Source organism: Rhodococcus sp. IEGM 1351 (assembly GCF_030056875.1).
GTDB classification, from domain to species: domain Bacteria; phylum Actinomycetota; class Actinomycetes; order Mycobacteriales; family Mycobacteriaceae; genus Rhodococcus_F; species Rhodococcus_F opacus.
On the sequence record NZ_JASHKU010000002.1, the window covers coordinates 76,109 to 96,567 of the forward strand.

General features: G+C 69.4%; 24 protein-coding genes. 2 read left to right on the top strand and 22 right to left on the bottom strand.

Annotation, left to right across the window (positions count from 1 at the left end):
* Positions 1-132 precede the first annotated feature (132 nt).
* The 7 genes from QM806_RS03305 to QM806_RS03335 all read right to left on the bottom strand — a co-directional run bounded on the left by QM806_RS03305 (position 133) and on the right by QM806_RS03335 (position 7,391).
* Entirely contained in the window at positions 133-978 is an 846-nt protein-coding gene (locus QM806_RS03305; protein ID WP_005564108.1) for a TM2 domain-containing protein, read from the bottom strand.
* Positions 971-2,029: a prolipoprotein diacylglyceryl transferase gene (gene lgt, locus QM806_RS03310; protein ID WP_065491629.1), complete on the bottom strand. Its 1,059-nt coding sequence runs from the start codon at positions 2,027-2,029 to the stop codon at positions 971-973. The genes QM806_RS03305 and lgt overlap by 8 nt, the downstream gene beginning before the upstream one ends.
* Positions 2,026-2,829 (bottom strand): tryptophan synthase subunit alpha, encoded by an 804-nt coding sequence (gene trpA, locus QM806_RS03315; protein WP_005247486.1) that lies wholly within the window; start codon positions 2,827-2,829, stop codon positions 2,026-2,028. The genes lgt and trpA overlap by 4 nt, the downstream gene beginning before the upstream one ends.
* A complete protein-coding gene (gene trpB / locus QM806_RS03320; protein WP_005260350.1) occupies positions 2,826-4,145 on the bottom strand; it encodes a tryptophan synthase subunit beta in 1,320 nt (439 codons plus the stop codon). Before trpB ends, trpA begins: the two co-directional genes overlap by 4 nt.
* A 62-nt stretch (positions 4,146-4,207) precedes the next feature.
* Positions 4,208-5,017, bottom strand: a complete 810-nt coding sequence (gene trpC, locus QM806_RS03325) for an indole-3-glycerol phosphate synthase TrpC (protein WP_005260348.1) — start codon at positions 5,015-5,017, stop codon at positions 4,208-4,210.
* An 86-nt stretch (positions 5,018-5,103) separates the two neighbouring features.
* Complete coding sequence (locus tag QM806_RS03330; RefSeq protein WP_169694860.1) at positions 5,104-5,808, bottom strand: TIGR02234 family membrane protein; 705 nt, start codon at positions 5,806-5,808, stop codon at positions 5,104-5,106.
* Positions 5,805-7,391 (bottom strand): anthranilate synthase component I, encoded by a 1,587-nt coding sequence (locus QM806_RS03335; protein ID WP_212636438.1) that lies wholly within the window; start codon positions 7,389-7,391, stop codon positions 5,805-5,807. The genes QM806_RS03330 and QM806_RS03335 overlap by 4 nt, the downstream gene beginning before the upstream one ends.
* Positions 7,392-7,450: 59 nt before the next feature.
* Between QM806_RS03335 and QM806_RS03340 the strand changes: the two genes are divergently transcribed.
* Positions 7,451-7,915, top strand: coding sequence for a peroxiredoxin (locus tag QM806_RS03340; protein ID WP_005260343.1), 465 nt, complete (start codon positions 7,451-7,453; stop codon positions 7,913-7,915).
* On the opposite strand, the gene QM806_RS03345 is transcribed toward QM806_RS03340, so the two are convergent.
* Positions 7,903-8,682: a dioxygenase family protein gene (locus QM806_RS03345; protein ID WP_005564099.1), complete on the bottom strand. Its 780-nt coding sequence runs from the start codon at positions 8,680-8,682 to the stop codon at positions 7,903-7,905. The two genes, QM806_RS03340 and QM806_RS03345, sit on opposite strands and share 13 nt — an antisense overlap.
* Before the next feature lie 177 nt (positions 8,683-8,859).
* Here QM806_RS03345 and QM806_RS03350 point away from each other — a divergent pair, with 177 nt between their 5' ends.
* Positions 8,860-9,369: a MarR family winged helix-turn-helix transcriptional regulator gene (locus tag QM806_RS03350; RefSeq protein ID WP_005260338.1), complete on the top strand. Its 510-nt coding sequence runs from the start codon at positions 8,860-8,862 to the stop codon at positions 9,367-9,369.
* Between the two features lie 54 nt (positions 9,370-9,423).
* On the opposite strand, the gene QM806_RS03355 is transcribed toward QM806_RS03350, so the two are convergent.
* The 14 genes from QM806_RS03355 to QM806_RS03420 form a co-directional block, all read right to left on the bottom strand.
* Complete coding sequence (locus QM806_RS03355) at positions 9,424-9,603, bottom strand: tautomerase family protein (protein ID WP_005247502.1); 180 nt, start codon at positions 9,601-9,603, stop codon at positions 9,424-9,426.
* Between the two features lie 352 nt (positions 9,604-9,955).
* On the bottom strand, positions 9,956-10,447 hold the full coding sequence (locus tag QM806_RS03360; protein ID WP_005564097.1) for an SRPBCC family protein: 492 nt from the start codon (positions 10,445-10,447) through the stop codon (positions 9,956-9,958).
* A 735-nt stretch (positions 10,448-11,182) separates the two neighbouring features.
* Positions 11,183-11,527 (bottom strand): phosphoribosyl-AMP cyclohydrolase, encoded by a 345-nt coding sequence (gene hisI, locus QM806_RS03365; protein WP_007297394.1) that lies wholly within the window; start codon positions 11,525-11,527, stop codon positions 11,183-11,185.
* Complete coding sequence (gene hisF, locus QM806_RS03370; RefSeq protein WP_005247506.1) at positions 11,524-12,297, bottom strand: imidazole glycerol phosphate synthase subunit HisF; 774 nt, start codon at positions 12,295-12,297, stop codon at positions 11,524-11,526. The genes hisI and hisF overlap by 4 nt, the downstream gene beginning before the upstream one ends.
* Positions 12,294-13,127, bottom strand: a complete 834-nt coding sequence (locus tag QM806_RS03375) for an inositol monophosphatase family protein (RefSeq protein WP_005260332.1) — start codon at positions 13,125-13,127, stop codon at positions 12,294-12,296. Before QM806_RS03375 ends, hisF begins: the two co-directional genes overlap by 4 nt.
* Positions 13,128-13,136: 9 nt before the next feature.
* Positions 13,137-13,871 carry a bifunctional 1-(5-phosphoribosyl)-5-((5-phosphoribosylamino)methylideneamino)imidazole-4-carboxamide isomerase/phosphoribosylanthranilate isomerase PriA gene (gene priA, locus QM806_RS03380; RefSeq protein ID WP_005247511.1) on the bottom strand — a complete coding sequence of 245 codons (735 nt, stop codon included), beginning with the start codon at positions 13,869-13,871 and terminating at the stop codon, positions 13,137-13,139.
* Between the two features lie 19 nt (positions 13,872-13,890).
* The gene (locus tag QM806_RS03385) at positions 13,891-14,148 is read right to left on the bottom strand and encodes a membrane protein (protein ID WP_005247513.1); all 258 of its coding nucleotides are present in this window, start codon (positions 14,146-14,148) and stop codon (positions 13,891-13,893) included.
* Entirely contained in the window at positions 14,145-14,780 is a 636-nt protein-coding gene (gene hisH / locus QM806_RS03390) for an imidazole glycerol phosphate synthase subunit HisH (RefSeq protein ID WP_005247515.1), read from the bottom strand. The genes QM806_RS03385 and hisH overlap by 4 nt, the downstream gene beginning before the upstream one ends.
* Before the next feature lie 9 nt (positions 14,781-14,789).
* A complete protein-coding gene (locus QM806_RS03395; RefSeq protein WP_005260329.1) occupies positions 14,790-15,971 on the bottom strand; it encodes an MFS transporter in 1,182 nt (393 codons plus the stop codon).
* Positions 15,971-16,123, bottom strand: coding sequence for a CG2302 family histidine operon protein (locus QM806_RS03400; protein WP_007297398.1), 153 nt, complete (start codon positions 16,121-16,123; stop codon positions 15,971-15,973). Before QM806_RS03400 ends, QM806_RS03395 begins: the two co-directional genes overlap by 1 nt.
* 13 nt (positions 16,124-16,136) lie before the next feature.
* Positions 16,137-16,751, bottom strand: a complete 615-nt coding sequence (gene hisB / locus QM806_RS03405) for an imidazoleglycerol-phosphate dehydratase HisB (RefSeq protein WP_005247522.1) — start codon at positions 16,749-16,751, stop codon at positions 16,137-16,139.
* Positions 16,748-17,890, bottom strand: coding sequence for a histidinol-phosphate transaminase (locus QM806_RS03410; RefSeq protein WP_005260322.1), 1,143 nt, complete (start codon positions 17,888-17,890; stop codon positions 16,748-16,750). The genes hisB and QM806_RS03410 overlap by 4 nt, the downstream gene beginning before the upstream one ends.
* Positions 17,887-19,209: a histidinol dehydrogenase gene (gene hisD, locus QM806_RS03415; protein ID WP_005260320.1), complete on the bottom strand. Its 1,323-nt coding sequence runs from the start codon at positions 19,207-19,209 to the stop codon at positions 17,887-17,889. Before hisD ends, QM806_RS03410 begins: the two co-directional genes overlap by 4 nt.
* 106 nt (positions 19,210-19,315) lie before the next feature.
* Positions 19,316-20,425: a zinc-binding metallopeptidase family protein gene (locus tag QM806_RS03420; protein WP_005260318.1), complete on the bottom strand. Its 1,110-nt coding sequence runs from the start codon at positions 20,423-20,425 to the stop codon at positions 19,316-19,318.
* Positions 20,426-20,459 lie beyond the last annotated feature (34 nt).

The window sequence follows — 20,459 nt, forward strand, 5'->3', positions numbered from 1 at the left end:
GTAACCGGACATACACCCGGCGCGCTCAGCTTACCAGGACCGATACCTCGCAAGATATGCCGAATCCGGCCCCGGACAGCACTGTGGCCCGTGTCGCATCAGCAACACGGGCCACAGTTCGGTCGGGGATCGTCACTGCTCCCGCAGAGGTCGTCCGTACTTGTCCTTCACGCTTCCGGTCAGCATCATGATGCCGTCGACCAGCGGCCAGATTCCGCCGATTCCACAGGTGAGCCACGTGACGGCGATCTGCGCCACGGCGATGCCGGGCTGGTTCAGGTAGAACCGTCCGACTCCGAAACCGCCGAGGAAGATCTGCAGCAGGCCGGCGGTCAGCTTGGACTTGTCGGAGTACGGCTCACCCGTCAGCGGGTGCCTGCCGAACGGCGCCGACGGATCGGCGTACGCGTTGTAGCCGGCGGGGGCGTATCCGGGCGGCGGGAACCCCTGCTGGGGGTAACCCGGCTGCTGTCCGTACCCCGGCTGCTGGTACCCGGGCTGCTGGTAGTCCTGCGACGACTGCGGAGCCGCCCCGTACTGCGCGCCGTAGTTGGGGTCGGGTGCGCCGTAGGTGGGACCGTCCGGTTGCTGCTGGGGCTTCTCGTACCCGGTGTAGGGCGCTGTCGGCGAAGTCGGCTCGCCCACGTTCGGGAACGGGGCCGTCGGCTCGGTGCCGCTCGGCGACGGGTAGGTGGGCGTGGACCCCCAGCCCGGGCCGTTACCGACACCGGAGTAGGTGTCCCAGCCCGGTCCGGTGCCGGATGAACCCGGTGACGGTGTCGCGTCCGACGTGGCCGGCGGCTGGGACAGCGAGGCCTCGGCGGTGGCGTCGTAATCGAAGGGTGAGCCGAACTCGGGCGGCGGGCTCGACTCGGTGCTGTTCTCGGTGCCGTCGCTGCTCTTCCCCAGGTCGACCTTGTGTGCGTCCTCGGATGCACCCTTGCCGGAATCGTCGGATGCTTTCCCCGGTTCAGTCATTCGCGTCATCCTTCTTGCTGTCGATGGTCTTCGTGCGCGCCTCGCCGCCGGTACTCGCAGTACTCGCGGCCTTGTCGTCCGATACCGGCTCCGATGCGGGCGCGTCCTCGTCCGTGCCCTCGTCCTCGACGTTCTTCTCGGGCTCCTTCTCCATGGTCTCGCTGTCGACCGGTTCGCCGTCGGCAGGCCGCAATTCGGCCGGGTCCTCACGGCCCTTCGTCGCGGCGAAGAAGTACACCAGGGCCGCGACGAACACCAGGGCGGAGGTGAACGAGTTCACGCGGACACCGGCGATGAGGCTCGCATGATCGCTGCGCATCAGTTCGATCCAGAAGCGGCCGGCGCAATATCCGGCCACGTACAGGGCGAAGAGGCGGCCGTGACCGATGCGGAAGCGGCGATCGACCCACACGAGCAGGAGAACGATCAGCACGTTCCACAGCGCCTCGTACAGGAACGTCGGATGCACCACGAACGCGACCTCGCCGGTCGACACCCCGTCGATCAGCTGCGGTGACACCTGGCCCACGTCGTTGCGCCGCTCGAAGATCTCGAGCCCCCACGGCACGTCGGTCTCGCGACCGTAGAGTTCCTGGTTGAAGTAGTTTCCGAGCCGGCCGATCGCCTGCGCCAGCAGGATTGCGGGCGCGACCGCGTCGCCGAGCGCAGGCAGCGGGATGCCGCGGCGACGACAACCGATCCAGGCGCCGACGCCGCCGAGCGCCACGGCGCCCCAGATGCCGAGGCCGCCCTGCCACACCTTCAGGGCGTCGACGGGGTCGCCGCCCTCCCCGAAGTACGTCGGCCAGTCGGTCATCACGTGGTAGAGACGGCCGCCGATCAGGCCGAACGGCACCGCCCAGATGGCGATGTCGAGGACGGTGCCCTTCTCGCCACCGCGGGCGACCCAGCGACGGTCACCCCACACGATCGCGACGACGATCCCGACGATGATGAACAGCGCGTACGCGCGCAGGGCCACCGGTCCGACATACCAGACCCCTTGAGGCGGACTCGGAATGTAGGCCAGTATGTCCACAGTGGAAGTCACGACGCCACGGTAGCGGAGCGAACGCCCTCGGCGAGTTCCTTCGTGAGCGAGCGCACCGCGTCCAGACCGCTCTCCGCGGCCGTGACCAGCGCAGATCCGACGATGACCGCGTCGGCGTACGCGGCGATCTCGGCGGCCTGCGCGCCGGAGCGGACACCCAGTCCGACACCCACCGGGATGTCCGAGTGGGCGCGGATGCGGGCCGTCAGCTCGGGTGCCATCGACGACACCGCGTCACGGGCGCCGGTGACACCCATCGTGGACGCGGCATACACGAAGCCGCTGCTGGCGTCGAGGGTCATCGCGAGGCGTTCCTCGGTCGACGACGGCGCCACCAGGAAGATCCGGTCGAGGTCGTGTTCCTTCGACGCGGCGATCCACTCGCCGGCCTCCTCGGGGATCAGGTTGGGCGTGATCAGGCCGAGGCCACCCGCGCTCGCCAGGTCGCGGGAGAACTTGTCGACCCCGTACTGCAGGACCGGATTCCAGTACGTCATCACGACGGCCTTGCCGCCCACGGAGGCGATCGCCTCGACGACGGTGAACACGTCACGCACCCGGACACCGTTCCGCAGCGCCGTCTCGGCCGCCGCCTGGATGGTGGGCCCGTCCATCACCGGGTCGGAGTAGGCGATGCCGACCTCGACGATGTCGCAACCGGATTCGACCATCGCCTTGAACACGTCGATGGACTCCTGCACGGTGGGGAAACCGGCCGGGAGGTACCCGACGAGCGCGGCGCGCTTCTCCTCGCGGCACTGCGCGAACGTCGGGGCGAGGCGCGAGAGTCGTTCGCTCACTTGGCCGAACCTTCCTTGTCAGTCGTGGTGGTCTCGGTCGAATCGTCGGGATCGAACAGTCCGAACCACTTGGCGGCCGTGTCCATGTCCTTGTCGCCGCGCCCGGACAGGCTGATGACGATGATCGCGCCCTCCCCCAGTTCGCGGCCCAGTCGCAGCGACCCGGCGACGGCGTGGGCGGACTCGATGGCGGGGATGATGCCCTCACGCTCGGACAGCAGACGCAGCGCGTCCATGGCCTCCGTGTCGGTGACCGGCTCGTAGGTGGCGCGGCCGATGTCCTTGAGGAGCGCGTGCTCCGGTCCGACACCGGGGTAGTCGAGGCCCGCGGAGATCGAGTGCGACTCGATGGTCTGGCCGTCCTCGTCCTGCAACAGGTACGAGTACGCGCCCTGGAACGCGCCCGGGGTGCCCGCCGCGAACGTGGCGGCGTGCCGCCCGGTCTCGACGCCGTCACCGGCGGCCTCGTAGCCGACCAGCCGCACGGCCGGGTCGTCGAGGAACGCGTGGAAGATGCCGATGGCATTGGAACCGCCGCCGACGCACGCCGTCACCGCGTCGGGCAGCCGGCCCGTCAGCGCCTGCACCTGGGCACGCGCCTCCAGGCCGACCACGCGCTGGAAGTCGCGGACGATGGTCGGGAACGGGTGCGGCCCGGCAGCAGTGCCGAAGCAGTAGTACGTGTTGTGGGCGTTGGTGACCCAGTCGCGCAGCGCCTCGTTGATGGCGTCCTTCAGGGTCCTCGACCCCGACTCGACCGACACCACCGAGGAGCCCAGCAACCGCATGCGGGCGACGTTCAGCGCCTGCCGCTCGGTGTCGACGGCACCCATGTAGATGACGCATTCGAGGCCGAGGAGCGCGCAGGCGGTGGCGGTGGCGACACCGTGCTGGCCGGCGCCGGTCTCCGCGATGATGCGGGTCTTGCCCATGCGCTTGGCGAGCAGCACCTGACCGAGCACGTTGTTGATCTTGTGCGAGCCAGTGTGGTTGAGGTCTTCGCGCTTGAGGATGAGCCGCGCCCCACCGGCGAACTCGCTCATCCGTGTCGCCTCGAAGATCGGGGACGGACGGCCGGTGTAGTCGCGCTGGAGACGATCGAGTTCGTTCAGGAACGCGTCGTCGGCGCGGGCCTTCTCGTACTCGGCGGTGACCTCCTCGATCACTGCCATCAGGGCCTCGGGCACGTGCCGTCCGCCGTACACGCCGAAGTGTCCTCCGGCGTCGGGGTCGTGCGTCGTGCGCTCGGCGATTCCGGCGCTGGCAGTCGGCAGATTGCCACCCTTGAAGACGGTTTCCTGATTACGTGAAGTCACAGGTCCAGTCTGCCCCAACGCCGGGTTCCGCCGCCGTCCGGGTCAGTTCCTCCGGCGCAACGTCAGCGTGACGGCTTGGGGCAGGACGGGTGAGCGCCGGCGTTGACCAGATCGGCCACCGCCTTGCGCGGATCCCCGCTGGTGACGAGGCCTTCGCCGACCAGCACCGCGTCGGCTCCCGCACCGGCGTAGGCCAGCAGGTCGGCCGTGCCGCGCACACCGGACTCGGCGATCTTGATGGTCTCGGTGGGCAGCCCGGGAGCGATCTCGCCGAACGTGTTCTTGTCGACCTCGAGCGTCTTGAGATTGCGGGCGTTCACACCGATGACCTTGGCGCCCGCCTCGAGCGCACGGTTGGCCTCTTCCTCGGTGTGGACCTCGACGAGGGCCGTCATGCCCAGCGACTCGGTGCGGTCGATCAGCGACGCGAGCGCGTCCTGCTCGAGGGCGGCGACGATGAGCAGCACGACGTCGGCGCCGTGCGCGCGGGCCTCGTGGATCTGATACGGCCCGACGATGAAGTCCTTGCGGAGGATCGGGATGCTCACCGCGCGGCGGACCGCGTCGAGGTCCGCGAGGGACCCCTGGAACCGGCGCTCCTCGGTGAGCACGCTGATCACCCGGGCGCCACCGGCCTGATAGGCGGCGGCCAACTCGGCGGGATCGGTGATGTCGGCGAGCGCGCCCTTCGAGGGGCTGGCCCGCTTGACCTCGGCGATGACTCCGATGCCCGGCTCGAGCAGGGCGGCCGCGGCATCGAGGGCCGGCGGTGCGGCAGCGGCGGCAGCCTTGACTGCGGCGAAGTCAAGGACGGCTTCGCGGGCGGCGACGTCGGCGCGCACCCCGTCGAGAATCGAGTCGAGAACGGTCATCGTGGCCCGAGTCCTTTCTGGGCAGAAACCCGATGTGAGGAACATCATCAGGGGTGAAGTCAGCCTAGATGGCACTCTGATTCTGTTTACGTTCGGGTCCCCGGGTCTTTGTCCGGTCCGTCAACTTGGTCGACAGGTTCGGCTTTCTTGTCTTCCACCGTGGGGTCCTCCCCCGCATCCAGGGCATCCCAGAGCATGCGCTGGGTGACGGGCCCCTCGGCGGAATCGGTGCCGGCCTTCTTCGCCGCGTCCCGACGCGCACCGGGGCTGTCGTACTTGGAGGAGAGCCCGGCCCGCACCCGCGGACGGCGGACAAGTTCCACCGCGGCGGCAAGCGCCGCCAGGGCGCCCACCAGCGCGAGAACGGCGGGACCGACGTGCACGGACACCGACTGGACCTCGGCGCGGCCCGGCAACTCGGCCAGCCGGCCCGCGTCGTCGTCGGAGGCGCCCGAGACGATCAACCCCACCGCGGGGACCGCGGCCGCGACGGCCACGACCGCGACGAGGACACCGAGCACCCGCAGCGCCCAGCCCTTCACGGCGAACGACGCGGCGATCGCGGCGACCAGGGTCAGCGCCAGCGGCGTGAGCGCCGCGGCCCACGCGCCGCCGACGAGCGCCGACGTGCGCTCCTCACCGAGTCCGTCGGAGGAGGTGACCTCCACCCACGTCATCCGGGAGGCACCCCACAGGCACACCGCGGCGACCGCGAGCAGCAGCACCGAGATCATCGACCGGCGACGTCCCGCCTGCCCGGGTTCCCGGGCCGTCTCCGACGCGTCACTCACTGCGTGTCGCCTCCCAGGGTCCGGAGCGTGTGTGCCGCCGCGATCGCGCTGAGCACCGCCATCGCCTTGTTCCGCGCCTCGGTGTCCTCGTACTCGGGGTTCGAGTCGGCGACGACACCCGCACCCGCCTGGACGTACCCGATGCCGTCCTTGATCAGCGCGGTCCGGATCGCGATGGCGGTGTCGGCGTCGCCGGCGAAGTCGAGGTACCCGATGATGCCGCCGTAGATGCCCCGGCGCGTGGGTTCGAGTTCCTCGATCAGCTGCATCGCCCGGACCTTCGGCGCGCCCGACAGCGTGCCCGCCGGGAAGCACGCGGTGACGGCGTCCAGGGCATGCTTGCCGTCCGCGAGGTGACCCGTGACGGTGGAGACGAGATGCATCACGTGGCTGTACCGCTCGATGTGGCGGTAGTCGTGGACCTTCACCGTGCCCGGTTCGCACACGCGCCCGAGGTCGTTGCGGCCCAGATCCACGAGCATCAGGTGCTCCGCGTTCTCCTTCTCGTCGGCGAGCAGGTCCTTCTCGAGCAGGATGTCCTCCTCCTCGGTGTGCCCGCGCCAGCGGGTTCCCGCGATCGGGTGCGTGGTGGCGACGCCTTCCGACACGGTCACCAGGGCCTCCGGGCTCGAACCGACGATGGAGAACGCCGTTTCGCCGTCGCCGTTCGGCACGTTGAGCAGGTACATGTACGGGCTGGGATTGGAGGCGCGCAGCATCCGGTAGACGTCGATCGGGTCCGCGGTGCAGTCGATCTCGAAGCGCTGCGACAGCACGACCTGGAAGGCCTCGCCCGCCTCGATGTCTCCCACGAGCTTCTGCACGTCGGCGCCGAAGCCCTCGGTGGTGCGCTGACGCCGGTAGTCGGGGGCGGGCTTTGCGAACGTGGACACGGTCGACGACGCCGGGGCCGACAGGGCGTGCGTCATCCGGTCCAGCCGCTCGACCGCGGAGTCGTAGGCCTCGTCGACGCGTTCGTCGGTGCCGTCCCAGTTGACCGCGTTGGCGATCAGGGTGATGGCGCCCTCGTGGTGGTCGACGGCTGCGAGGTCCGTCGCCAGCAACATGACCATCTCGGGGATCTGCAGATCGTCGGTGGCGTGCTCGCCGATTCGCTCGATCCGGCGCACCGCGTCGTATCCGAGGAAGCCGACCATTCCGCCGGTCAGCGGCGGCAGGTCGGGCAGCCGCTCGCTGCGGAGCAGTTCCAGCGTCTGGCCGAGGGCCGCGATCGGATCGCCGCCGGACGGTGCGCCCGCGGGAACGTTGCCGTACCACGCGGCCTCGCCGTCGACGACGGTGAGCGCAGCGGGACTGCCCGCGCCGATGAACGACCACCGCGACCACGATCGGCCGTTCTCCGCCGACTCGAGCAGGAAGGTCCCCGGCCGGTTCGCCGCCAGCTTGGTGTACGCCGACAGCGGAGTTTCCGCGTCAGCCAACACCTTGCGCGTCACCGGGACCACCCGGTGTTCGGCGGCGAGAGCGTGGAACTGCTCGCGCGTGGTGGTCGAGTCGGCCCCGCCGTCGGCCGGGGTGGCGGCGGACTCGGGTGCGGGAATCGTGGTGGGCTCGCCGTGCATGCCGACCATCATCCCAGGCGCACTCGTCGTGTCTGCGTGCGCGGGTAGCCTCGGCTGTCATGAAGCCAGGTCAGCTCGCACCGGAATTCACCCTGCCCGATCAGGACGGCATCGCGCGATCTCTGTCGAGCCTTCTCGAGGACGGCCCTCTGGTGCTGTTCTTCTACCCTGCGGCGTCGACGCCGGTGTGCACCGCCGAGGCCTGCCATTTCCGTGACCTCGGAGTCGAGTTCTCCGCAGTGGGCGCGTCCCGCGCCGGGATCAGCACCGACGCGGTGGAGAAGCAGGCGTCGTTCGCGCAGGAGCAGTCGTTCGACTACCCACTGCTGTCGGACGCCGACGGAGCCGTCGCGGAGAAGTTCGGTGTCCGCCGCGGACTGCTCGGCAAGCTCGCCCCGGTCAAGCGGTCGACGTTCGTCATCGACACCGACCGCACCGTGCTCGAGGTCATCTCGAGCGAGTTCCGCGCCAACACGCACGGCGACCAGGCGCTGGCCTTCCTCCGGACGCGTCAGTCCACCTGAATCGACCGTTTGGCCAGCCCCATCCAGAAGCCGTCGATGACCTGCCGGGGGATCTGCTCGGGATCACTCGCGGCGCCCAGCGTGACGAACAGCGGCGCGAAGTGCTCGATCGTCGGGTGGGCGTACGGCATGCCCGGCGCGAGCGAGCGGAAGTCGATGAGCGAATCGACGTCGCCCGCGGCGAGACGCTCGTCCGCCCAGGCGTCGAACTCCGACGACCAGCCGGGTGCCTTCGCGTCGGGTGACGGGTCGCGCAGGAACGGCAGCCCGTGGGTGGTGAATCCGGAACCGACGATCAGGACATCCTGCTCGCGCAGGGGACGCAGCCGCTCCCCGAGGTGCAGCAGTCGTTGCGGGTCGAGCGTGGGCAGCGAGATCTGCAGGACCGGGATGTCGGCGTCGGGGTACATGACCGTCAACGGAACGTAGGCGCCGTGGTCGAGGCCGCGGTGCGGCTGGTGCGACACGGCCTCGTCGTCGGGCATCAGGGCCACGACCTGCGCCGCGAGTTCGGGGGCGCCGGGCGCCTCGTACGTGGTCCGGTAGAAGCGTTCGGGGAAGCCACCGAAGTCGTAGACGAGGGGGGTGCCGGTGGTGGTGGACCCGATCGTGAGCGGCGCCGATTCCCAGTGCGCCGACACCATGAGGATGGCCTTCGGCCGCGGCAGGTCGCCTGCCCACTTCGCCAGCTGCGACACCCACAGTTCGCTGTCCACCAGCGGAGGCGCACCATGACTGAGGAACAGTGCGGGCATGGTGGCGGTCATCGCGACTCCTTCGGATCGAGATCCAACATCGAGGCTCAATGTTGAACCTTCAAGTTACTATAGGAGTCAACGCGTGGGCCCGGCAACTATTCCCCACGCACGGTCCGGCCCACGACGTGCTAACTATGTTGAACACGTTGCACGCGTGGATCGACGTACGGATGGAGGACACCACTGATGAGTGGTAACGACGAGGGCACGCCGGCAGAGCCCGGCACCCGATGGCTCGACGCCGAGCAGCAGGAGGCCTGGCTCACCCTCATCGCCCTGGTCACCCGGCTCCCCGCCGCACTGGACACCCAGCTCCAACGCGACTCGGCACTCACCCACTTCGAGTACTTCGTCCTCGCCTCGCTCTCCGGCGAGGCGAACCGGCGCCTGCAGCTGTCCCTGCTCGCCCAGCGCGCCAACGCGTCCCTGTCCCGGCTGTCCCACGTCATCACCAAGATGGAAAAAGCCGGCTGGGTACGCCGCGAGAGCATCCGCGGCAGCCGCGGCTCCGACGCCGTCCTCACAGACGAGGGCATGGCCAAGGTCGTCGAGGCCGCGCCCCCGCACGTCGAATCCGTCCGATCCCTGATCTTCGACGGACTGTCCGCCGACCAGGTCCGTCAGCTGTCCGAACTGTCCGGCGCCATGCTCACCCAACTCGACAAGAGCATCGCATCGGGAACCGGCAGAGCCTGACAGCACTCACCCCAACGGCGCCCCGGCAACGCACCCCAACGGCGCCCCGGCAGCTCACCCCAGCGGCGTCCCGCCGACACCCCAGCTGTCGCGCGGGACCTCGGTGATCGTCACCCACACCTTCGCGGGATCCTTGCCCGTCGCGTCGGCGTAGGCCTTGGTGACCGCCTCGATCGTGGCGCGCTTCTGCTCCGCGGTGAGTCCCGGCGTCTGACTGATCTGAATCAATGGCATAGGACGAACTGTGCCACAAAATCATTCGGCGGCTCATCGACCGTCGCTCACGTTCGCTTGCGCGACCTGAGATCGACAACTCCGCTCGGTGCTTCGACCTCCCGGTGCAACCGTTGACCCCCGAGCGCCAGGCGCTGCACGCTGGCTACAGCAGCCTCGAGGTCAGTCCCTCTCCTTTCGGACCCGAGCGCAGTCACAGGGAGATTTGGTCGACCGGCCACTGCAGCGACCGCGAGTTCGACCTCCCCGCACCGCCGCGGAATCTCGGAGATCAACTGGTCGATGATCCGGATGACCTTCGCCGGGCCATGACCGTCTCATCACTCTTCGAGAGACGAGCGCTGATCGTAGATCAGTCCTTCGCTGCGCGGACGTCGTTCCCCTGCTCGGCAAACGCCTTGAAGTCCTGCATGTGCTGTTGCGACTGCTTGCGGAAGGCACCGGGCATCAGGAGCCCCACCAGCCGCATCAACACGCCGCTGAACCGGTATTCGCTCTCGCTCACCCAGAGCGTCATCTCCGGACCGACTTCGGTCAGCCGGTCGCGCACGGCGCTCCACATACCCTCGCCGACGATCTCGCGGTCGAAGTGAACGACGCTCCCTTTCGGGATCCCGCGCAGGTCTGCCGGTTCCCGACGCGTGATGGTCTCGGTGCACTCGATCTTCTGCTTCCCCATCTGCATCACGACCCGCGATCGGGTACCGACCTGCCCGTGCACCCCACTCAGCGGCTCGTGCAGCACCAGACCCCGCAGCCACTTCGGCAGGTGTGCCGAGTCGGCGAGCAGCTGTACCACTGTCTCCCGCGGCAGGGCGATCTCGATCGAGACGGTGTACTTCATGCGGAGCGCTCCTGGGTCCCGAGTAAAGAGGCCTACGCTAGCAGCCTCGCTTCATATTTAGAGGTCACGGCATGCTCAACGATCCCCGATCCGCGTGGTCACGGCGGGTGTCGCCCTGTCAGCGGAGGGCGAGGGCGCGCTGCGGCCGGCGTCGCACACGTCGACGTGTAGCTCGCCCGAGCGGTTGTCCACCACGAAGTGCGGGCCCAGGGGCGGCACGGTTTCTCACCGCCGTGCCGTACGCCGGTTCCTGGGATCGGAAGCGCGGGCGGCGGCTCGTGGCGTTCGACGCGGGCCGGCCGAAGCCGTGGGGGCCTACGCGAGAGTGACTGTCACCTGCCGGAAACCGGGTGGGGCGCCTCACCCTCCGCGAGACGCGGCGCCCCGTCTCGGGGAAGCGGTGGACGGACTCCGGGGCACGGCCCCACCGTAAGCGGGTGGGCGGATGTGCATACGCTCGGTAGTTGGCGCGCACGGTGGTGTTCGATCCGACTGAGCGGGAACAGTGTGATGAACAGCGGCAACGGTTTGACTGGACGCTCCTGCAACCAACGAAGTTCGTCGAACAGACAGTCCGGGCCATCACCCGCAGGCCTCGCGAGCTGGACCCAGTGAGCAATCGTTCCTGCCGAGGCTGACCACAGTGGTCATTGACCGGTCATACACAAGCATGAACGGCATGCGGGCCCTCTGCCCGAGGGCATGGCGGGCACTCTGCCCGAACGCCGAGGCGCCTTACTCGGCGGCGAGGAGCACGTCGGTGTCGAAGCAGGTGTGGGTGCCCGTGTGGCACGCCGCCCCCTCCTGATCGACGACGAGCAGCACCGAGTCGCCGTCGCAGTCGAGCCGCACCTCGTGGACGTACTGCGTGTGACCGGACGTCTCGCCCTTCACCCAATACTGCTGACGGGACCGGGAGTAGTACGTGCCCTTGCGGGTGTCGAGCGTGCGAGCGAGGGCCTCGTCGTCCATCCACGCCACCATCAGGACGTCGCCCGTCGACCGTTCCTGCGCGACGGCACTGAACAGTCCTGCCTCGTTGCGCTTGAGCCGGGACGCGATGGCGGGGTCGAGACTCATCGGACGGTGATCCCTTCTTCACGCATGGACTTCTTCACGTCGCCGATCGTCATGTCGCCGAAGTGGAAGACACTGGCCGCCAGGACGGCGTCCGCGCCGGCGCCGACCGCGGGTGCGAAGTGCTCGACGGCGCCCGCTCCCCCGCTGGCGATCACCGGCACATGCACGGCGGCGCGCACCGCCCGGATCATCGGCAGATCGAAACCGGCCTTCGTGCCGTCGGCGTCCATCGAGTTGAGCAGGATCTCCCCGACGCCCAGTTCGGCGCCGCGGACCGCCCACTCCACCGCGTCGATACCGGTCCCGCGCTTGCCGCCGTGCGTCGTGACCTCCCACCCCGACGGGGTGTCGGGCTGCCCCTGCGGCACGGTCCGCGCATCGACCGACAGCACGATGCACTGCGAGCCGAAGCGTTCGCTGAGTTCGCGGAGCAACTCGGGCCGGGCGATCGCCGCCGTGTTGACGCTGACCTTGTCGGCGCCGGCGCGCAGCAGCCGGTCGACGTCCTCGACGGTGCGGACACCGCCGCCGACCGTGAGCGGAATGAAGACCTGCTCCGCCGTCCGGCTCACCACGTCGAGCATGGTGCCCCGGTCCGCGGTGGACGCGGTGACGTCGAGGAACGTGAGCTCGTCGGCTCCCTGAGCGTCGTACGCGGCAGCCAACTCGACGGGGTCACCCGCGTCCCGCAGGTTCTCGAAGTTGACGCCCTTGACGACGCGTCCGGCATCGACGTCCAGACACGGGATCACTCGAACCGCCAGAGTCATTGCGTACGCCCTCCTGAAGGCTCGGAACGAGGATCACCCAGTGATCCGAGGATATCGAGAATTTCGCCGTGCACTCCGGGCGCTCCCGCGAGCACCGAGTCGGACGTGACCGTCCAGGGCTTGCCGCCCAGATCCGTCACCACACCACCCGCGGCGCGCACCAACGCGACACCGGCGGCGTTGTCCCACGCATTGTGGCCGAACACCACCGCGCCGCCGAGTATTCCGGCCGCGGTGAACGCGAGGTCGACACCGGTGGATCCGTGGATCCGGATCCGCGACGACACCCGGCTGAGCTGCGCGAGGACCTGCAGCCGGTACGCGCCGGGGATGCGCCCGCGACTGTCGATGTTCAGTGCGCCCAAGCCCACGATCGACGACGCGAGCGACGTACGCCCGAGCGCAGGCAGGGGCGTGCCACCTTCGAGCAGCGGACCGTCCGCGACGGCCGCATACCGCCGCCCGACGAGCGGCAGCCACGTGAGACCGAGAACGGGAACCCCGTCGTCGAGCAGCGCGAGCAGCGTGCCCGCCGTGGGCAGACCGGCCGAATAGTTGAACGTGCCGTCGATCGGGTCGAGCACCCACACGGGTCCGCTGCCCAGGTCGGGGCCGCCGAACTCCTCGCCGTGGACATCGATGCCGGTCCGGTCGCGCAGTTCACCGGTCAGCCGCTTCTCGAGTTCGAGGTCGACGGCGGTCGCGAAGTCGTCGGGACCCTTGTGGACGGCGCTGGGCGCACCCACGCCCGAGACGAACCGTTCGTGCACGCCGTCGAGCAGCTCACTGGCGACGGCGAGGAGCTCCCGGGGATCACGGGACAGGGTCATGGCGGGAACTCAGCCCGAGACCGCGGCGAGCGCCTCGGGGAGGGTGAACCGCCCCGCGTACAGCGCCTTGCCGACGATGGATCCCTCGACCCCCTGATCGACGAGTCCGGCGATCGCCCGGAGGTCGTCGATGGTGGACACGCCGCCCGAGGCCACGACGGGAGCGTCGGTGGCAGCGCAGACCTGCGCGAGGAGTTCGAGATTGGGGCCGGTGAGGGTGCCGTCCTTGCTGACGTCGGTGACGACGTACCGGGAGCAGCCGTCCTTGTCGAGGCGGGCGAGGGTCTCCCACAGGTTTCCGCCCTCGGTGACCCAGCCGCGACCGCGGAGCTGGTATTCACCGTCGACGAGACGCACGTCGAGACCGACGGCGATCTTCTCGCCGTACTTGGCGATGGCGCGGGCACACCACTCGGGGTTCTCGATGGCGGCGGTACCGAGGTTGACGCGTCCGCAGCCCGTGGCCAGTGCGGCCTCGAGCGACGCGTCGTCGCGGATCCCACCGGACAGCTCCACCTGGACGTCGAGCTCGCCCACCACGTCGGCGAGGAGTTCACGGTTGGAGCCGCGGCCGAACGCGGCGTCGAGGTCGACGATATGGACCCACTCGGCACCGTCGTTCTGCCACGCGAGGGCGGCATCACGAGGCGAGCCGTATCCGGTCTCGCTTCCTGCCTCCCCCTGGACGAGGCGAACAGCTTCACCGTTGACGACATCTACAGCAGGCAAAAGGACCAGGCTCACGTGCGACAACCCTAGTCGCTCAGCGGTCGGAACCCGGCTCCGGGTCCTCGGGATCGGGACCGTAGGCGTTGCGGGTCATGCGTTTCGACACGTAGCCCATGGCCGCGATCGCGCCTGCGACACCGAGCAGTCCGACGATCAGTCCGAGGACGGGGCCCGGTTTCACGACCAGAATGATCGCGGTGGCGAGGACCAGCACCGCGGTGGCGGCGCCCATCGCGTACACCGCGAGCCTGCCGATCGACAGGTCGCCGCGCCCGTCCCCGGGTTCGGTCACAGACTGCGAACCCAGTTCCGGAGCAGCTCGGCACCCGCGTCGCCGGACTTCTCGGGGTGGAACTGGGTGGCGGACAGCGCGCCGTTCTCGACGGCGGCGAGGAACTTGCCGCCGTGGTCGGCCCACGTCAGGGCCGGGGGCGCCAGCCGCTCCGGCGTCGGCATGTCCCAGGACTGGGCCGCGTACGAGTGGACGAAGTAGAACCGGGTGTCGGGATCGATGCCGGCGAACAGCGTGCTGTTCTCCGGCGCCTCGACCGTGTTCCATCCCATGTGCGGCAGCACGTCGGCCTGGAGCCGTTCGACGGTGCCGGGCCATTCGCCGCAGCCTTCCGCCTCGACGCCGAACTCGACTCCGCGTTCGAAGAGGATCTGCATGCCGACGCAGATCCCGAGGACCGGCCGTCCGCCTGCCAGACGCTGACCGATGATCCGCTCCCCGCGGACCGCGCGCAGTCCCTCCATGCACGCGGCGAAGGCACCGACGCCGGGAACGACCAGACCGTCGGCCGCGAGTGCGACCTTGTGATCGGATGTGACCTCGACGCGCGCGCCGGTCCGGGCCAGAGCGCGGGTGGCCGAATGCAGGTTGCCGGAGCCGTAGTCGAGGACGGCAATCGTGGAGACGGTCATGACACAACCTTATCCGGCGGCCGCACGACGCCCGAGGGCGCGGCCGACGACCATCCCGGCGGCCGGGACCACCGCGACGGCCGTCGCCGCGACCGCGAACACCCAGGAGTACCCGGCCGCCGACGCAACGGCTCCGAGTGCGAGGGAACCGAAACCGGTTCCGGCGTCGAACCCGATGTTCCAGCCGGCGCTCGCCGAGCCGAAACGAGCCGGTCCCGCGGCGGTGAAGATCATGACGAGGGATTCGTTCTGCACCGCCCCGAATCCGAATCCGAAGGCCAGGGCCGCGCACACCAGCAGCGGCACCGGCGCACTCGTCGCCGCCGCGACGGCGAACAGCACCAGGCCGAGGCACACGAACGTCAGGGCGGGAACCAGGGCGCGGCCCACCCCCAGCCGGTCGGAGAACGATCCCGCGGCGTATCGCCCGATCAGCGTCGCACCGCTCGAGACAGCGAGGATCACCCCGGCGAGCGAGGCTCGCTCCGAGATCGCGATGGGCAGCAGGCTGGACAGACCGCCGAATGCGGCCGCAGAGATCGCGATCGCGAGCCACGGCGTGAGCAGGACGGCGAGCGGGATGCGGCCCTGCGACGTGCGATCCGCGGGAGCGTGGATGGCGGGGAGGCGCGTGATCGCGACCACCGCGAGAGCGGGAATGAGAGCGCCGATCACGAAGACGGGGGTCGCGGACCAGTGCTGCATGATCGCGAGCCCCGCGGGCAGCCCGACCATCTGCGCGGCGGCCACCGCGATTCCCTGCGCACCCGTGGCGCGGCCGAGCATCTCGCGGGGAACGAGTTCGGCGACCAGCGCACTGCTGGCGACGGTGAGCATGCCGAAGCCCGATCCCCGGACGGCCGAGACGGCCAGCACCGGGATCGCCTCGGTGGACAGCAGGAGGAGCAGCGACGGCGGCCCGAGCAGCATGCAGCCGGCGGCGAGCACCCAGCGATGCCCCCACCTGCGCAGGAGCCGGGGCACACCGAGTTGCGTGACGACGGTCGCGGCCATGAACACGGCCGTGACGCTGCCGGCGAGCGTGTCCGAGCCACCGGACAGCGAGACGATCAGCGGAACGACGGGCAGCAGCACCGCCCAGCCGCCGAACGCCGCGGCGCCCATCACCATCGCGGCGGGCATGCCGCGGGTGCGGAGCAGGCCGCGGCGCGACTCCACTGCGACGGGCACTACATCAACCTGAGAACGCCCGCCACGGCTGCCAGCACCGCCAGTGCCAGCAGCACGCCCGAGGCCAGTTTGTTGAACTTCCACATGGAGTACGCGCCGCCCGCCGCGATCCCCGCGGCGATGAACAGGACGTAGACGAGGACGACACTCACGAATGCGCCCGGATCACAGGCTGCCCTTGGTGGACGGCACACCCGTGACGCGGGGATCCGGTTCGACCGCCTCGCGCAGTGCGCGGGCGACGGCCTTGAACTCGGCCTCGGTGATGTGGTGCTGATCGCGTCCGTAGAGCACCCGCACGTGGAGGGCGATCCGCGCGTTGAGCGCGATCGACTCGAACACGTGCCGGTTGATCACCGTCGCATACGGCACGCCCGGGTAGCCGCCGATGACGGCGTGCAGCAGGTGTTCCGGTTCGCCGGTGTGGACGCAGTACGGACGACCGGACACGTCGACCGATGCGTGGGCGAGCGTCTCGTCCATGGGGATGAACGCGTCACCGAACCGGCGGATGCCCTTCTTGTCGCCGAGCGCCTGACCGAGCGCCTGGCCGAGCACGATCGACGTGTCCTCCACCGTGTGGTGCGCCTCGATCTCGATGTCGCCCTTCGCGTGGACGGTGAGGTCGAAACTCGCGTGGGAGCCGAGCGCGGTCAGCATGTGATCGAAGAACGGGACCCCGGTGGAGACGTCGACGATGCCGGTGCCGTCGAGGTTCAGTTCGACGGTGATGCTGGATTCCTTGGTGGTGCGTTCCACGCGGGCGATGCGGTCGGTCATCCTCGGTCTCCTGAGCTGGTGAGTTCGGTGGCCGCGATGTCGTCGCTCGCCACGATGAAGGCGTCGTTCTCGGAGGCCAGCCCGACGGTGGCGCGCAGGTATCCGGGGATGCCGACGTCCCGGATGAGCACTCCGCGGTCGAGGTAGGCCTGCCAGGCGCGGGCACTGTCGGTGAACTCACCGAACAGGATGAAGTTCGCGTCGCTGGGGATGACGCGGAACCCCGTGTCCTCCAATGCCTTCGACACCCGCACCCGCTCCGTTGCGAGAGCGTGCACGCTGGCGAGCGTCTCGTTCGCGTGCCGCAGCGCCGCGCGGGCAGCGGCCTGCGTGACCACCGACAGGTGGTACGGCAGCCGGACCAGGAGCAGGGCCTCGATGAATGCCGGTGCGGCCGCGAGGTATCCGAGTCGGCCGCCGGCGAACGCGAATGCCTTGCTCATCGTCCGCGACACGACGAGCTTCGACGGGTACTCGTCGATCAACGTCAGGGCGCTGGGGGCGTCGGAGAATTCGGCGTACGCCTCGTCGACGATCACGACGCCCGGTGCGGCGTCGAGGACCCGGCGCAGTTCCGCGATGCCGACGCTGTGCCCGGTCGGGTTGTTGGGACTGGTCACGAACACGACGTCGGGCCTGCGCTCGGCGATCGCCGCGGTCGCGGCGTCCACGTCGAGCGCGAAGTCCGCGCGCCGGAAGATCGGCAGCCACTCGGTTTCGGTGCCGTCCGCGATGATCGGGTGCATCGAATACGACGGCACGAAGCCCATCGCGCTGCGACCGGGACCGCCGAACGCCTGCAGCAGCTGCTGCAGGATCTCGTTGGACCCGTTGGCCGCCCACACGTTGTCGACCGTCACCGGCACCCCCGTCTGGCGGACGAGGTACGCGGCGAGGTCGGTGCGCAGAGCCACCGCATCACGGTCCGGGTAGCGGTGCAGTTCCCGCGCTGCCTCCCGCACGGACTCCGCGACGTCGTCGACGAGGGCCTTCGTGGGCGGGTGCGGATTCTCGTTGGTGTTCAGCTGAACCGGGACGGTCAGCTGCGGCGCCCCGTATGCCGACTTGCCACGCAGATTCTCCCGGATCGGCAGGGCGTCCACCCCGATCGACGAACCCGGCACGTTCGCCGCGGTCACCGCAGCGCCTCGAACCGCAGCCGCACGGCCTCACCGTGTGCGGGCAGGTCCTCGGCGTTCGCGAGGGTGATGACGTGGCCGGAGACCTCCTTCAGCGCGGATTCGGAGTAGTCGACGACGTGGATGCCGCGCAGGAACGTCTGCACACTCAGGCCCGAGGAGTGCCGGGCGCAGCCCGCGGTGGGCAGGACGTGGTTGGACCCGGCGCAGTAGTCGCCGAGGCTGACCGGCGCCCACGGGCCGACGAACACCGCACCCGCACTGGTCACCTTCGCGGCGACGGCGGTGGCGTTCTCGGTCTGGATCTCGAGGTGCTCGGCGGCGTACGCGTTGACCACCCGCAGTCCGGCCTCGACGTCGGAGACCAGGACGGTGCCCGACTGCGTGCCGGACAGCGCGGCGGTGACGCGCTCCTTGTGCTTGGTGATCTCGAGCTGCGCGGCCAGCGCCGTGTCGACGGCGTCGGCGAGTTCGACGCTGGAGGTGACGAGCACGCTCGCGGCCATCACGTCGTGCTCGGCCTGGCTGATCATGTCTGCCGCGACGTGCACCGGGTCGGCCGTGTGGTCGGCGAGGATCGCGATCTCGGTGGGGCCCGCCTCGGCGTCGATGCCGACGAGGCCACGGCAGAGGCGCTTGGCTGCAGTGACGTAGATGTTGCCGGGGCCGGTGATGAGGTCGACGGGGGCGAGTTCGGCGCCGTTCGTGTCGGTGCCGCCGTAGGTGAGCAGGGCGACGGCCTGTCCGCCGCCGACGGCCCACACCTCGTCGACGCCCAGCAGGGCGGCCGCGGCGAGGATGGTCGGGTGCGGCAGACCACCGAACTCCGACTGCGGCGGCGACGCCACCACGAGGGACCGGACACCGGCGGCCTGCGCCGGGACCACGTTCATCACGACGCTGGACGGGTAGACGGCGTTGCCGCCGGGGACGTACAACCCGACACGGTCGACGGGCACCCACCGTTCGGTGACGGTGCCACCCGGGACGACCTCGGTGGTGGTGTCGGTGCGACGCTGGTCGGCGTGGACCTTGCGGGTGCGTTCGATCGCGACCTCGAGGGCGGCGCGGACGGCCGGATCGAGTTCGCCGAGCGCGCGGTCCAACTCGGACTGCGGCACCCGCACCTGCGCGGGACGGACGCCGTCGAACTTCTCGCTGAACTCGAGCGCCGCGTCGGCGCCGCGCTCCCGGACCGCCTCGACGACGGGGCGAACCTGATGCAGGACCGCGTCCACATCCACTCCACCTCGAGGAAGTGCGGCGCGAAGTTCGGCCGTGGAAGGGGTACGACCACGAAGGTCGGTGCGGGCGAGCATGAGAGGTCCTCTCTGCGACTGTCGGGACACGGTGTCTCGGACGAGCGGACTGTTCTGCGAAGAACAGGGCTCGACACCGATTATCCAGGATAGGCGCACCCCGTTTTCACCGGTCGGCGGCCGACCGGGTTTCCGTCGACACCGGTGCCGGCTCGTCCCACACCGGGGCGGGCTGGATCAGTGAGTGGATGAACCGCATCTTCTCCAGCACCGCGGCCGGTAGCACGAACGGATACAGGTCGTGGTGGCCCATCGACCTGTTCATCTGGTTCAGCGCCCACGACAGCGGCAGCCACCAGTCGATGATCTGGTCGAACCCCACGTCACCGCTGAGTTCGCTGCCCGTCGTCGCTCCGGCGGGCGCCATCGCGAAGGCTGCCGCGGTGTCCAGGGCGTCACGAATGTGTAGGTAGTGCGCGAAGGTCTCCGCCCAGTCCTCGGCGGGGTGCATCGTGGCGTAGGACGACACGTAGAGCCGGCCCCAGCCCTTCGGCGCGCCCTCGCTGTAGTGACGTTTCAGCGCGGCCTGGTAGTCCTGGTCCGGATCCCCGAACAGGTCCTCGAATCGGGTGCGCTCGGCGTCGCCCCGGATCAGCATCAACTGGTAGTAGTGCCCGATCTCGTGCCGGAAATGGCCGACGAGCGTGCGATAGGGCTCGTCCATCTCGACGCGCAGCTGTTCCCGGTGCACGTCGTCGCCCTCGGCCAGGTCGAGGGTGATCACCCCGCCGGCGTGCCCGGTCACCACCCGGGTCCGTGCGCTCGACAGCAGGTCGAAGGCCAGCCCGGTGTCCGGGTCCTCGAACTTGGGGACGATCGGGAGACCGAGTTCGTCGAGTTCGAGAACGACCCGCCTCTTGTTGGTCTCGGCGGTCGCGAACGCGGCCATGCCCGCGTCGTCACCGTCCGCGGGACGCGTCCGCGTCAGCCGGCACGACGTGCACAGGCTCTGGACGTCGTCTTTCCGGACGAGCCAGTTGCACTTCGCCGGGCCGGCATTCGCGCACCGCACCCAGGTCTCGCCGTCCACCACCGCGCGGTCCGCGCCGTCCACCTCCGCGCGGTCCGCGCCATCCGCCACCGCCCGGTCCGCGCCGTCGAGGACGACGATGGACCGGCTCGGCAGGTGGAATCCCAGAGCGCTGTCGCATTTCAGGCAGAGACTGTTCTCGAACGACAGTCGTTGGCCGCATTTACGACACATGAAGCTGCGCACTGGTGGTCCCTCGGCTCGTCCCGCCCGCGTCCGA

What these genes read in the sequence shown, in the direction of transcription:
- QM806_RS03345 (WP_005564099.1), bottom strand. Translation starts at nt 8,682, where the DNA reads ATGACCGCCACCATGCCCGCACTGTTCCTCAGTCATGGTGCGCCTCCG.
- hisB (WP_005247522.1), bottom strand. Translation starts at nt 16,751, where the DNA reads ATGACCGACCGCATCGCCCGCGTGGAACGCACCACCAAGGAATCCAGC.
- hisD (WP_005260320.1), bottom strand. Translation starts at nt 19,209, where the DNA reads ATGCTCGCCCGCACCGACCTTCGTGGTCGTACCCCTTCCACGGCCGAA.
- QM806_RS03350 (WP_005260338.1), top strand. Translation starts at nt 8,860, where the DNA reads ATGAGTGGTAACGACGAGGGCACGCCGGCAGAGCCCGGCACCCGATGG.
- hisI (WP_007297394.1), bottom strand. Translation starts at nt 11,527, where the DNA reads ATGAGTCTCGACCCCGCCATCGCGTCCCGGCTCAAGCGCAACGAGGCA.
- hisF (WP_005247506.1), bottom strand. Translation starts at nt 12,297, where the DNA reads ATGACTCTGGCGGTTCGAGTGATCCCGTGTCTGGACGTCGATGCCGGA.
- QM806_RS03335 (WP_212636438.1), bottom strand. Translation starts at nt 7,391, where the DNA reads ATGCACGGCGAGCCCACCACGATTCCCGCACCCGAGTCCGCCGCCACC.
- trpC (WP_005260348.1), bottom strand. Translation starts at nt 5,017, where the DNA reads ATGACCGTTCTCGACTCGATTCTCGACGGGGTGCGCGCCGACGTCGCC.
- QM806_RS03375 (WP_005260332.1), bottom strand. Translation starts at nt 13,127, where the DNA reads ATGACCCTGTCCCGTGATCCCCGGGAGCTCCTCGCCGTCGCCAGTGAG.
- QM806_RS03355 (WP_005247502.1), bottom strand. Translation starts at nt 9,603, where the DNA reads ATGCCATTGATTCAGATCAGTCAGACGCCGGGACTCACCGCGGAGCAG.
- QM806_RS03305 (WP_005564108.1), bottom strand. Translation starts at nt 978, where the DNA reads ATGACTGAACCGGGGAAAGCATCCGACGATTCCGGCAAGGGTGCATCC.
- hisH (WP_005247515.1), bottom strand. Translation starts at nt 14,780, where the DNA reads ATGACCGTCTCCACGATTGCCGTCCTCGACTACGGCTCCGGCAACCTG.
- QM806_RS03340 (WP_005260343.1), top strand. Translation starts at nt 7,451, where the DNA reads ATGAAGCCAGGTCAGCTCGCACCGGAATTCACCCTGCCCGATCAGGAC.
- QM806_RS03360 (WP_005564097.1), bottom strand. Translation starts at nt 10,447, where the DNA reads ATGAAGTACACCGTCTCGATCGAGATCGCCCTGCCGCGGGAGACAGTG.